This is a genomic window from Alcaligenes sp. Marseille-Q7550 (genome assembly GCF_965112015.1).
On the sequence record NZ_CBCOPU010000002.1, the window covers coordinates 1,079,296 to 1,092,552 of the forward strand.

A 13,257-nucleotide genomic window follows, 5' to 3' on the forward strand; every position below is an offset into this window, starting at 1 on the left:
CTTGCTCCCGGGTGTCCGCCACCGCCCGGGAGCTCCATGGCGATTTATTTTTCGATCAAGCCATCAAACAAGCGCTCGAAGCTCTTGACCTTCTTAGACCAATCCCATTCCTGGATTTTTTCCAGCCCGTCCCGGGAGATCGCCGCCGCCTCGGATGCCCCCCGGCATAGAACTTCTTCAGCCGCTCTTTCAGGGCATCGATGCTGCGCTCGGGCAGGATGAGGGAGAATGGATCATTACCTAGCGCCTGCGGCACCACGCCTACATCCGTCGTAATTACCGGCACCCCGCAGGCCATGGCCTCAAGGACGGGATTCGGCGTGCCTTCGATCTTGGATGGGCACACGTAGACGTCCAGCTTCGCATAGTAGGCCGGCATGTCTTTGTGCGCGATAAACCCTTGCTGGCGGTCCGCCAGCTCCAGACGTATGTCCAGGCCCTCCTGCTGCAATTGCTCGACGGCCGGTTTCAAAATGCTGTGAAAACCCTTGAAGTCCTCGCCTTGCCCTGCCGCCCATTTGGAGTTGCCCGCCCAGCCTATCACCAGGGTACGCTGGCCCAGGGTATTGAAACGCTCAAGATTCACAGGCTTGAACAGGCTTAGGTCGACGCCATCCTCGGCCAATTCGGCCGGGGCCGGGTATGCTTCGATGTTCTTGTAAATATCCAACAGGCGCTGGGAACTGACGGTATACCCTTTGACCAATTCGTTGAACAAGGGAATACGCGCCTGAATTTCATCATCGCTCAGGAAAAGGTGGTCGTAAACCGAGGTTGTTATCACCCGATCCCGTACGTATTTCTGAACGAAGACGTCAGGCTTGAAGCCCATCATCCGCGCATAGCCCTGCGCGAACTCGTGCCGGACCAGATTCAGGTACTCGCGCCAGAAAAAGTGCGTCACGGCGCAATCGGCGGTCATGACCAGGATCTGATCGATGTTGTCGACCACCTCGGTGGGGATGATCTGGAAGTCAAATCGATGCCCCAGGTGCTTGACTATCTGCCTCGCAATGTTGGCGAACGCCCAATGATCCGAATCCACAACCAATGCAATCTTGGGCTTGCCATGCACTTGCGCGGGCGCCAAAGCCGGCTCAAGCACCTCATCATTGCCCTCCAGGGGGGCACCGGCCGAAATATCGAGAGAACGGTGCTTGTCCCTCAGCCAGAACTCCACTCCCGTCGACCAGAACTGAAAGCCATGCTTGCGCTCCAGGTGCTTGGCGGCCTGATGCAGTATGTCGCGTGTAAAGCGAGTACGTTCGTACTCGATGTCCTCCGTCGTCACTGGCTTAGGATGATCATGGATCAGAGCCACGGCGCCCGTCGTACCTACTTTGGCGCCTTCCTGGAACAATCGTATGGAAAAATCAATGTCCTCGAAGCCAATGAACATGGCTTCGTCATAGCCACCCAACTTCAGGAAGGACTGCTTTTTGAGCACGCATGCGCCGCCGAACAAAAAGGTGGACAGAAAACCCTGCCCGTCGAAATCGGAAGTTTCCACCTGGGGAGAGACGCTGCCAGCGCCAACATGGACATGCTTGTCATCGAAGCTGACATAAATATTCCCCCCTTTGGCAAACAAGGTCTTGCCATCAGGGTCCAGCAAAGGCAGGCTCATAAAGTGACAACCCAACAGCGACAAGTCGCTTTGGATGCGCGGCAAAGGATTCCGGACAAAGTAAATGTCGTTGTCCAGGAACATGATCCAGTCGGTTTCGACATGGGGTATGGTTCTATTTCGGCCGCCGCTGACCCCGTAATTGCGGCCTAGTTCGACCAGCTTGGCATCAAGCTTCAGCTCATGCAACACGGCCCGCAGCTTATCCAATTCCTCGACATTGGACCCGTTGTCGATGATCAGGACCTTGCCCTTGTACCCAGGCATCCGAGCCCGAATGGAACGCAACAATTTTTCCGATAGCGACGCTCTGTTCATGGACAGGAACGTGATGGTTAGATTTTCCCCATCGAGGCCAATATTCGCCCCGCCCTTGGCAATCAGGTCCTTGTTGAGCAAATGATGATTCGGCTCGTAAACATACGGAAGCGAAGCCAGCCCCCAACCAAATCTACTTTTTTATTCATCCGGAATTATCTCTTCAGAATCCGTACACATTTAACTACGGCTCGGCGCAGGCTCTCGGGAATTTTGTCGCTGATGCGACGATAGCGCCAATAGCCCACCTGCATAACGCCAATGACACCATTCAGACGATTGATCTCGTCCCACAAGCCATTGATGTTCTCGCGGATCACCTTGTTCTCGGACTGTACGGCCGCCAGCAACAAAGCTTTATTGCGCAACTCCTGACGCTCCAGCTCCAAAGACTGGGTCAACTCCCTCTCCCTGGTAGCTGCATGCTCCAAAGCGGCCTTCAAATCGGAAACCGAATCGAAAGCCAGAGCGTCGAACATCCGCGCATAAGCGTCCATACTCACGCCGAAATACGCTGCGCCATGCGAAAAGCCGCTCGTATTCCACAAACCCATGAAATAGCTGCTGTTCTCCGTCGCCAGCGGCATCAAACTGTCGTTTTCGACTACGAATGCCGCACCCAGCTCATTGGCCTTCATCCACGAACTGTAGAGCGGCTCCAATGAGGTCCCGTCCAGCGGAGCGGTTCCGAATCCGAACACGGCCGACCCCAGCGCCCAATGGACGTTGTCGCCCAGGATCTTGGTGCTGACCGCCTGAAACTCCTCCAGGCGATACTTCCTCAAGTGATAGGGATTGGCCTGATCCTCGTTAGGGTAATACCAATAATCATTGGGGCAGGACACCAGGAAAACAGCCTCGGGTTTGGCGACGCGCTTGAGCGCGCTCAAATAGGCTTCGTGATCCATGACATGTTCGATCGTTTCTATGGAGACCACCACGTCGAACATGCCCGGCTCGAACAAATCATCCAGACTCGTGGCATCGGCCTGAATGTATTCCGCCCCCGACGCGGCAAATACCCGGTGGCTCTTCTCCACCGCTTCTGCAGATATATCCACGCCTACCACGCGGCGAGCGCCTGCCCGCATCATCAAGGCCGATCCATAGCCTTCGCCACAGGCAATATCCAACACAACCTTATCTTTCACAAAAGGCAGAATGCTGGCATAGCGGGCCAAATGTATCGTCGACTCTTGCGTCGGATGTTCCGGGCGGGCGGATAAGTCTAAGCGTTCCATAATCTCTTTTCAAATGAGTAAATTCACGCTCGTCTTTTCCATTTCCAGCAATATGGTGAATGGCGGAAACAAACCAACGAGCTGACAGAGTCTACTGATCAGTCTTTGCACAGATCTTGCAGCAGTTGATTCAATTTTTGCCTGAACGCGAGATTGTAGGGGTCACGATATCTGGCCAATAAAGCACGCACTTCGTCGCGATGCGCCAGCACAAGGTCGATCCGTGCTGCAATGGCCGTCGGATCATCCACCTTGGGCTCTACGAGCAGCTCCGCTAGACGTGGCGAGACCGCTGAATACACGTCCCCCGCCGGCCCCACGATGCAAGGCACACCCATCGCCCAACTTTCCAAGGCAGTCATCGGGGAACATTCCGTATTGGTCACGTAAAGGTTCAAGTCCTGCTGGGCGATCAGCTGCAGGAAATTGGGGCGCGGCATATGGTGATAGTGCCGGACCGCTTTGACGCCCAAATCGACATGGCGAATATCGTCCTCGTGCAGATTGGTGTTCAGCACAACGTCAGGGCGTCCCGCCACCGCCAGCAACTGCACATGGGGATTCTTGTACCAGGAGCTGATGGCGGAAAAAAGGCCGATCTGTATGGACTCGCCACTGCCCCTGAAGCTTCGGCCGGCAACGGGCAGGTCCGGGACGGGATTGAACAGGTCCCAGGCTCGGATGCCGATCCGCTCCAAGGCCAGATGCAGCCCAGGCTTCACCGGCACCATCCCCCTGATCACGCCTTCCCGATAGGCGGCCTGCCACATCTGAAAATGCGCCGCCTGCCCTTTATCCACCCACTGCGCCGGCGAGCCATGCCACATGAAAAACTGGCGCAGGCCCGGATTCAATTGATGCAGGCGGCGCGCCAGCGCCAGATGCAGTACCGACCCCCCGCTATAAACCAAAGGAACCCGTAGCTTGTCCGCCAGCATCTTGGCCAGGTCTTCCAGATAAGCGTGACGCTCGACCTCCGGGAACTCGGAGTCGAAATAGGGAAAACGCAGCACATGAGGGCCGAACAGGGTTTCCGTCGACGCAGCCACACCTTTCCACATCGGCGCATACACCACCAAAGGCCGGCCGTCGGGCCATTCTTCCAGCAATTGCCGATACGATAAGCCTATACGCTCGTAGTCCGGGGTTCCCTGCTGGTTACCGCCATGCAGGATCCGGTTGTAGAAACCAGCGAATCGCGGTGAAAGCCGATTGAGCCTGTCGACCAGGCCCAGGCGCTTGGCAAGCCGTACAGACGAACGCAAGGTCGTTACAAGCATCCGCCTGGCTGCGCTGCCGGCGGCCGCCTTGGCCAAGGCCTGCTTGCGAGACAGACCTTGATCCTGATGACGTTCATAGGCCAGATTCAGGAAGTCCACCCATTTGCCCAACAAAGGGCTGTCAGGCCCGAATTGCGCCTGATAAGCCTCCCAGTTGGCTTGCTGCAAACTACGAAGCTCCTGCGGCTGCCTGCAAAGGCGAATCAGCGCCTGCGCGAAAGCACCCGCATCACGTGGGCAAATGAACGGCCGCTGCTGCTCAGGCAGTGCATCGAGCGCAATGCCCACCGGGGTCGAAACCACGGCACAGCCACGGGACATCGCCTCGATCAAGGTCAAAGGCGTGCCTTCCTTTTCCGAAGCGATGAGCAAGATGTCCGCTTTTTCCAGTTCGGCCAGAATCGTCTCGTGCGGGACCTTTTTCTCCGCCGAGTCGAAACACACGAACTCGACATTCGGGAACTTCTCCTGTACCAGCTCCAAGGCGGGACGAATGACCGTCGCCAGCCCCTTGTAGTCCATGAAGCCAGCGTATTCGCCCCATTTGGAATTGCCCGACCAGAGCACCCGCAAGCCATTGCCGTCGGATTTGGAGGGGATGGCCGGTAAAGAAGAGATCTCCGGCCAATCGAAGATCACGCCGTCCGGATCGCGAACCAGCGGATCGTGCGAATAGATGTCGAACAAATCCCTGCACGTCGTGAAATAGCCGTCGACGAAATCAAACAGGCCAGCCCGCGCTGCTAATTCAAAACTGCTCGCGTACAGATAATCCGGAATATGCGTTGTAAACGCATGGCGGCAAAAAGCAGTGAACGCGTCACTTTGTCCCGCCACCGTCTTGAGGATGAGGTCCAGGTGTTCACGGAAGAAAAAGTGCACCAGATCCAATCCCTGACCATTGACATGTCTGACCAGGGCGTTCGGATCGTCGAAGTCTTCCCAATAAATGATGTCGCAAGCATCCAGCAAAGGCCCCAACCGGGCCTGCATGGACTGGGCGATGATGTCGAAGGCCCAGCCACGGATATCCACGATGAAGGCCATGCGGCGCGGCTTTACCGCCAGGGCGGCCTGCATGCCCTGCCCTGCGGCGGACGGATCAGCGCCCGCGCTCATTTCTGCTCCAGGTAGTCCGAGTAAGCCTTGAGCCCCTCGGCGACATCTCCAATGAACTTCAGATGACCGCCCTCGAGCCACATGACCTTGTTGCACATGTCAGAAATAACGGCTCCCGAATGCGAAGCGATGAACACGATATTGGCCTTGTCCTGGAAGGCCTTCAGGCGGGCATTGGCCTTTTCCAGGAAGGCGGCGTCGCCTACGCCGATGACCTCGTCGAGCAGCAGCAATTCGGCCTCGACGGCCGTGGAGATGGCAAAGGCCAGGCGAATGCGCATGCCGGACGAGTAGGCACGGATGGGCAGGTGCAGGTAGTCGCCCAGATTGGTGAACTCGGCGATCTCGGCCGTCTTGGCCTCGATTTCGTCGGGCGTCATGCCCAGCAGCATGCCGCGCAGCTTGATGTTCTGGTAGCCGGTCATGGAGTCGTCCATGCCCAGGCCCATTTCCAGCAGGGCCACTGCCTTGCCCTGAACGTCCAGGCGCCCGGACGACGGCTCGTATATGCCGGCCAGCACGCGCAACAGGGTGGATTTGCCTGAGCCGTTCGAACCGATCAGGCCGACACGGTCCCCATCGCCGAACTCGAAGCTGACGTCCTGCAGGGCGCGCACCACGGTGATGCCATTGTCGCCCGCGCCGATGCGGCCCGAGGCCAGCTTGTTGAGCATGCGCATTTTCATGGAGCGGCCGCTCAATTCGTAGACCGGCATCTCCACAACAAGATTCTGTGCTTTTACGTGAGACATTCGGCTGCTCCTAGACCCAGTACGGAATGCGTGCACGGTACTTGCCGTGCATGAAAAGACTCAACAGGGTCCCTGCCACGGCCAGCCCCAGACAGACCATCCAGCTCAACAAAGGGACGGAGGTGCCCAGCAAGGGGCCCCGCACCACCTCGATCAGATGGGCAAACGGATTCAGATCGATCAACAGCGGGTACTTCTGCAGCATGTCGCGTTTGAAGAGGATGGGAGTGATGTAGAAAATGACCTGAATGAAGCTGGCCACGATCTGCGGCAGGTCCCGAAACCGGGCGCAGAGAAGCGCCAGCAAGGTGACCGCCCAAAGCAGGTTCCACACCACCAGGGCAAAACCCAGGACAAAGAAATGCAGCTGGTGGAAGAAGTCTATCTGGAAGATCAGCAGCACCAGGATCACGATGACGAAGTTGTGCGCCAGCACGATCATGTTGCGCCACAGGGTCTGGAACACGAACACCCCGCGCGACAGAGGCACCTGCTTCAAGTAGGGGCTGGCGCTGATATAGGCATTGCAGCCATCATTGATCGTGGTGGAGATGAACGCCCAGAACACGAAGCCGATAGCCAACAGAGGCAGGTACTCGCGTAGCTCGGCCTTGAACAAAGTGCCGTACACAAGGCCCAGAGCCGTCACCAGAATGGCCATGCTGATCGTCAGCCAGAAGGGCCCGATCTTGGAGCGCGCGTAGCGTTGACGAATTTCCACCCAGCCGAGCAGGAGCCACAGGCTACTGGACCGGACGCTCTGCGCCATGTCCCGATAGCCGATACTGAAGAATCGATTCATTCCCTAACCTAAAAAAAAGCCGGTCCGCAGGCCTTGCCGTCAGACCCGACGCCGCAACCGACCGGCATAGATGCCCCCCCGCAGGGAGTCCGAGAGCAGGCGCACCGGAATTCTAATACTTAAATTTCGGGCAAACTCAAAAATGTTAATGAAACCCCAGCGTAAAAACTTGCGCTGGATGGCGTATTCAAAACGCGCATAATACCGCCCTCCCCGACGAGCCAGCATTGAACGACCGGCACGCGCCCAGACCGTAGGCTCGGGCATATTGTCCAGCCGCGCCCCATCCAGAAGCAAACGGACCCACAAGGCGTAATCTTCGAAATACCGGTCATCCTGATAGCTGCCGACCTGTAGAACCCGCTGTTTGCGGAACATGACGGCCATATGATCGCACGGATTGCGCCAGCGTGCGTAACGAGCCAGTTCACGCATCCCGCAGGGCACGGGTTTGAGCAGCAGCCCTGTCTCCTGGGGGCTGAGCTCGAATTCCAGGATGGGCGAGCTGAATGCGTCAATCTCCGGATGGGCCTCGATGAAGGCCAACTGCCGCTCGAAGCGGTCCGGCATGCACAGGTCATCCGTGTCAAAGCGCGCAACCCACTCGTGGCGGCAGTGCGGCAGGCCTGCCGCCAATGCGGGGCCCAGACCGCGGTTTTCCGGCAAAGGCACCAGGGTGAGAGGCAGGCGCTCACGAAATGACTCGATCACTTCGCGCAATGGCGCCGGCACGGGTCCATCCAGCACCAGGACAAGTTCATCAGGCACTACGCTGCCCTGGCAGACGCTCTCGAGCGCCTGCCGGCAATACTGGGGATCGTCCCCTCGATAGGCGGACATTAGCAAACTGAACGGTACAGACATAGAAAAAATCGGGCGCTTGCGGTTGACGCATCCCGCGAGGCAGCACAAGCGCGGGCACAACCTGAGTGACGCCATCAGGACGTCATGATGAAGGGAATCGGAGAGCGGGACAGCCTAAGTTTGTAACACGACGTTCCACGACAGCAAGCCGTGCCGTGCAAGAATACAACGTATGTATAACTCTACATTGCGTTGCAACAAAATCGTCATAACCTTAAGCGCATCCGGGCAAGTCCCCTATCTTTACCATGGGAATGGGGTATCGTAGTCTTCAGGATCGAGGCGCCCGTCCGCCTTCAGCATCAACCTGTGTCATACGATGTCCGCCAACCCCAGGTTCAACGTCCGGCGGTCGGGCAAGTCGTGTAAACTTTGCCACCGCTTGATACGCATCCTCCTATGACCCATCTACACACCAGACGCTACACCAAGCTTCACGAACAGGTTCTGCTTTCACGCACCTTCTCGTTCTTGTGCGGCTGGCTTCTGACGGTCGCCATTCCGGCGACCCTCTATTGGGGTCATCCATTCTGGGAAGCCAAGGATCCCGGACGCTGGACCGCCATCACCCTGGTCTCGGCCTGCCTGCTGCTTTCCTATATAAGCATTTCGCGCACAGTCAACAACTATCCGGGCGGCCAAAGCATGGGGCTGATCATCTCCAATGTCCTGGTCATCTACCTGGTGGGCGCAGTGGCAGCGCTGCTCCTGCGCGTGGAGCTCTCCCGCTACATGCTGCTTATCAGCACTTTCATCAGCATCAACTGGTTCATCGCCGAACACCTGCTCACAAAACGATACCTGAAGGCGAAGATCGCCATCATTCCCGGAGGCATGGCCAATGAACTGATCCCGCTGGGAGAGATCGACTCCCGAGTGCTGACGGCTCCCAACCTGGCCGGCGTGCGCTACGACGCCGTCGTGGCCGACTTCAGCGTACTCGACGACACCTGGCAACGCTTCATCACTCAGTGCGTCCTGAACGGCATCGCCGTCTATGACGCCCGGGTCATGTACGAGGCCATCACCGGACGCGTGCGCCTGGTACGCATGACGGACAACAACCTGGGCGCGCTGCTGCCGTCGCGTGGATATGAGCGCTTCAAGACCATACTGGACATCATTCTGGTGATCCTCGCCCTGCCCGTGCTGCTACCCGTGCTGCTGGTAACCGCGCTCTGCATACGCCTGGACAGCCCTGGGCCTGTCTTCTATACGCAGACCCGCATCGGCCGCGGCAACCAGCCATTTCGCATCTACAAGTTCCGCAGCATGAAGACCGAGGCCTGCTTGCAGCAAGAAGCCCGGTTCGCCCAGGAGGACGACCAGCGCATCACCCGCGTCGGTCATGTCATCCGCAAGCTGCGCATCGACGAACTGCCACAACTGCTCAATGTCCTGAAAGGGGACATGGCCATCATCGGCCCCCGCCCGGAGCAGCCCGAATTCGTGGAACAGTTCGACCAGACCTTGCCGTTCTATACCTATCGGCACGTGATCAAGCCCGGCATCACCGGCTGGGCACAGGTGCGCTACGGTTATGCGGCCGATGAGAACGACACGCAGGCCAAGATCGAGCATGACTTCTACTACATCAAGCACGCATCGATCTACCTGGACATCTACATCCTGCTGCTGACGGCGCGCACCGTGCTGACCGGGTTCGGCGCCCGCTGATCAGCCCGGCGCGAGCTCCTGCCGGCGCTGGCGCAACAAACCCATCAACACAGCCAGCATCAACAGAAAAAACATCAGAGTATTGTTGCGTATCAGCATGACCTGGCTCTGACTGTATACGCTGTAGCCCAGCACCAGGCACACCCCCGCCAGAGCATAGCTGCGCATTACGGTATCAGGATGACGCAGGCAGACCAGAAAATGCCAGGCGGAGCTGATCATCAAACAGATCAGAGCAATCAGGGCCAGGCCGCCGTACATCACCCAGACCTCCAGGAAGGTATTATGCGTATTGGCCAGGCTGGCGGGCACCTGGCCCAGCAGGCCCGCCTGGGCGCGTTCGCGCAGTTCCTGTCGGAACTGGACCTCTCCCCAGCCCAGAACCGGCTTTTCCTTCAGCAGCTCCAGAGACGTCTGCCAGATGGCGAAGCGGGCACCCAGGGAGCTGGAGCTTTCGGCGCCCTCGTCCTGATATTCGGCAAGGTCCTGGGAGACTTCCTGAATCCGCTCCTGCACAATAGGCGAATACAGGGTGACGACGACACCGGACGCGACGATGGCCACCGAGGCCAGCAGACAGGAAAGCAGATTGCCCCGCCGCAGATAAGACAGCAGGAACAGCATCAAAAAAACCGGAATCGCCACCCAGCCGCCTCGCGTGCCTGAAAAATAAGAGCCGAGCAGGCCGCAGACGGCTCCGGCCGCCAGCGCCGCCATCCAAAGCCGGCGATATGCACACCGTTGGCAGAGCGCCCAGCACAAGCCCACGGTCAACATTACGCCTATCGTCAAGGCCAGGTTGCCGAACTGGATGGCGCCAGTGTAGCCATATGCCTTGAACTCACCGGACTGCATCATCTTCCAATAGGCTACCGCCAGGCCGCTGATCGCGCCCACGACCAGACCGGACCAGAATGCCGCCGACTTCGGCGGCTGTTTCAGACAAGCCAAGACCAACACCGCACCCAGAGCGAACTTGGCCGGGACTTCATAGGCGTCGGCCGGGTCGCCATGCCAGGCCGCCGCCACCACGCCCAGCACGGCGAATGCGCCCATCCAGATCAGCACCCAGCCTTCCGAGGACTCAAGCGCCATGCGGGGAGCGCGGCCAACCAGCCAGAGCGAATAAAGGGCCAGTACGCCAAGCACGTAGGAGTACCCGCTTTTCGTCGACAACAGGCTCGCGAGGAAAAGAAATACCAGTATCGACGTGATGCGATGGCCTTGGCGGGAAAAGAGAGTAGCAAGAGCCATGGGTCAGGAAAAGATAATCATCCAAGTCAGGTATTGTTCGCTTTTGACGCAAGCCGGAATAGCCTGCCCTGCGCGACGCCGCTCCAATAATAGGCCGACGTTGCAGAAAAAGTCGGCCTTGCTTGCATAGGGCGGTGCTAAATTGTAACCATAGAGCGTCAAACCCAAGCGGTTTAAGTGCGATTAATCGCCCCGCACAGACGCCCCATGTCAAACTAATACGATGTGCTCGCCGATCCCATAGGCCAAAAGGCGGCGGATTGGCCGCAGCCAGGGAACGGCGCGACCTGCCTGGCCATCTGCTTAGATACCTCTGTACCACCATGATGCAAACGGTTCGCTCGCATTTTTGTATCATCTAGCACAGCTTGGGCGTCAGCCCGCTTCACTACAAGACAACCATCCACATGCGCATTCTCGTCACCGGAGGAGCCGGCTTCATCGGTTCGGCGCTCATCCGCCATCTAATCCAACACACCTCGCACACAGTACTGAATCTGGACAAGCTCAGTTATGCAGGCAATCTGGACTCGCTGGAAGCGGTGGCCGGCAATGATCGCTACCACTTCGGCCAGGTGGATATCGGCGATACCGACGCCCTCACCCGGCAACTGGCGCAATTCCAACCCGACGCCGTCATGCACCTGGCGGCGGAGTCGCATGTGGACCGCTCCATCGACAGGCCGGCGCCCTTCATCCAGACCAACATTGTCGGCACCTATACGCTGCTGGAGGCCTGCAGAAATTACTGGAGCGGTCTGGAGCCGACCCGCAAGGCGGCGTTTCGCCTTCATCATGTCTCGACAGACGAGGTCTACGGCGACCTGGGCGATACTGGCGGCCTCTTCACAGAAGCCACGCGCTATGCTCCCAGCTCGCCCTACGCCGCCAGCAAGGCAGGTTCCGACCATCTGGTGCGCGCCTGGCACCGCAGCTACGGACTGCCCATTTTGATTAGCAACAGCTCGAATAATTTCGGTCCATGCCAGTTCCCGGAAAAGCTGATTCCCCACATGATTCTCACCGCTCTCCAGAGCCAGCCCCTGCCCGTTTACGGCGACGGGGCACAGGTCCGGGACTGGCTGTATGTGGAAGATCACGCCCGCGCCCTCTTGACCGTCCTGACACAGGGCCGCGTTGGGGAAACCTATAATATCGGCGGAGGCAACGAGCGCAGGAACCTGGATGTCGTCACCGCAGTCTGCAGACTGCTGGACGAGCTGGTCCCCGGCCTGAGGCCATACGCAGATCTCATCACATTCGTGCAAGATCGGCCCGGACATGACAGGCGCTACGCCATCGATGCCACAAAGATTCAGCGCGAGCTGGGCTGGCGTCCCCTGGAAACCTTCGAATCAGGCCTGCGCAAGACCGTGCAATGGTACCTGGATAACGCTCAATGGTGGGAACGCGTGCTCAACGGCGCCTACCGACTGGAACGCATGGGGAACAAGGCATGAAAGGAATCGTTCTGGCCGGCGGCTCGGGCACCCGCCTGCATCCCATCACCCTGGGCGTGTCCAAGCAACTGCTACCCGTCTATGACAAACCTATGATCTACTATCCCCTGTCTGTACTCATGTTGGCAGGAATAAGGGAGATCCTGGTCATCTCTACGCCTGAGGACCTGCCCAACTTCCGCAAGTTGCTGGGAGACGGCTCGCGTTACGGCCTGGCGCTCTCCTATGCCGAGCAGCCCTCGCCCGACGGGCTGGCGCAGGCTTTTGTCATCGGCGCCGACTTCATCGGCAGGGACAATGTCAGCCTGATCCTGGGCGATAACATCTTCTATGGCTACGGCTTCAGTCAGATGCTCCGGGAAGCCCGCTCCCGCCGCGTGGGCGGAACCATCTTCGGCTATCAGGTCACAGATCCGGAACGCTTCGGCGTCGTGGAATTCGATGCGGCGGGCAAAGCGATCCACATCGAAGAGAAACCCATGCAGCCCAGATCCAACGTCGCCGTCACAGGCCTATATTTTTATGACAATCGCGTCGTCGACATCGCCCGCGGACTCAAACCTTCGGCCCGCGGTGAGCTCGAAATCACAGACGTGAACAATGCCTATCTGCAAGCAGGCGAACTGCAGGTCTGCATGTTGGGGCGTGGCTTCGCCTGGCTGGACTCCGGCACGCATGAAAGCCTGATGGAAGCCGGCTCGTTCATACGCGCGATCGAACATCGCCAAGGCCTCAAAGTCGCCTGCCTGGAGGAGATCGCCTTCAATCAAGGCTGGCTCAGCCAGGAACAATTACGCGAACAGGCCCATGCCTTGGGAAAGACCGGCTATGGCCAATATTTATTAAGGCTGCTGCAGGACTGA

The 13,257-nt window shown here is 58.3% G+C and carries 10 protein-coding genes; 3 read left to right on the plus strand and 7 right to left on the minus strand.

Annotated elements, in window-relative coordinates:
* Nucleotides 1-55: 55 nt before the first annotated feature.
* The 6 genes from ACWPWO_RS14520 to ACWPWO_RS14545 form a co-directional block, all read right to left on the minus strand.
* Nucleotides 56-2,026, minus strand: a complete 1,971-nt coding sequence (locus tag ACWPWO_RS14520; RefSeq protein ID WP_454007183.1) for a glycosyltransferase — start codon at nt 2,024-2,026, stop codon at nt 56-58.
* A gap of 74 nt (nt 2,027-2,100) precedes the next feature.
* Complete coding sequence (locus ACWPWO_RS14525) at nt 2,101-3,186, minus strand: class I SAM-dependent methyltransferase (RefSeq protein WP_454007184.1); 1,086 nt, start codon at nt 3,184-3,186, stop codon at nt 2,101-2,103.
* 98 nt (nt 3,187-3,284) lie between these two features.
* Nucleotides 3,285-5,585 (minus strand): glycosyltransferase family 4 protein, encoded by a 2,301-nt coding sequence (locus ACWPWO_RS14530; protein ID WP_454007185.1) that lies wholly within the window; start codon nt 5,583-5,585, stop codon nt 3,285-3,287.
* Complete coding sequence (locus ACWPWO_RS14535) at nt 5,582-6,337, minus strand: ABC transporter ATP-binding protein (protein ID WP_454007186.1); 756 nt, start codon at nt 6,335-6,337, stop codon at nt 5,582-5,584. Before ACWPWO_RS14535 ends, ACWPWO_RS14530 begins: the two co-directional genes overlap by 4 nt.
* 10 nt (nt 6,338-6,347) lie before the next feature.
* A complete protein-coding gene (locus tag ACWPWO_RS14540) occupies nt 6,348-7,139 on the minus strand; it encodes an ABC transporter permease (protein ID WP_454007187.1) in 792 nt (263 codons plus the stop codon).
* A 39-nt stretch (nt 7,140-7,178) separates the two neighbouring features.
* Nucleotides 7,179-8,003, minus strand: a complete 825-nt coding sequence (locus ACWPWO_RS14545; RefSeq protein WP_454007188.1) for a glycosyltransferase — start codon at nt 8,001-8,003, stop codon at nt 7,179-7,181.
* 399 nt (nt 8,004-8,402) lie between these two features.
* Between ACWPWO_RS14545 and ACWPWO_RS14550 the strand changes: the two genes are divergently transcribed.
* A complete protein-coding gene (locus ACWPWO_RS14550) occupies nt 8,403-9,680 on the plus strand; it encodes an exopolysaccharide biosynthesis polyprenyl glycosylphosphotransferase (RefSeq protein ID WP_454007189.1) in 1,278 nt (425 codons plus the stop codon).
* Here ACWPWO_RS14550 and ACWPWO_RS14555 read toward each other — a convergent pair whose 3' ends face one another.
* A complete protein-coding gene (locus ACWPWO_RS14555) occupies nt 9,681-10,856 on the minus strand; it encodes an O-antigen ligase family protein (protein ID WP_454007190.1) in 1,176 nt (391 codons plus the stop codon).
* Nucleotides 10,857-11,341: 485 nt separating this feature from the next.
* On the opposite strand from ACWPWO_RS14555, the gene rfbB reads away from it, so the two are divergent.
* Both rfbB and rfbA read left to right on the plus strand, forming a co-directional pair.
* The gene (rfbB, locus tag ACWPWO_RS14560) at nt 11,342-12,394 is read left to right on the plus strand and encodes a dTDP-glucose 4,6-dehydratase (protein WP_454007191.1); all 1,053 of its coding nucleotides are present in this window, start codon (nt 11,342-11,344) and stop codon (nt 12,392-12,394) included.
* Nucleotides 12,391-13,257 carry a glucose-1-phosphate thymidylyltransferase RfbA gene (rfbA, locus tag ACWPWO_RS14565; RefSeq protein ID WP_454007192.1) on the plus strand — a complete coding sequence of 289 codons (867 nt, stop codon included), beginning with the start codon at nt 12,391-12,393 and terminating at the stop codon, nt 13,255-13,257. Before rfbB ends, rfbA begins: the two co-directional genes overlap by 4 nt.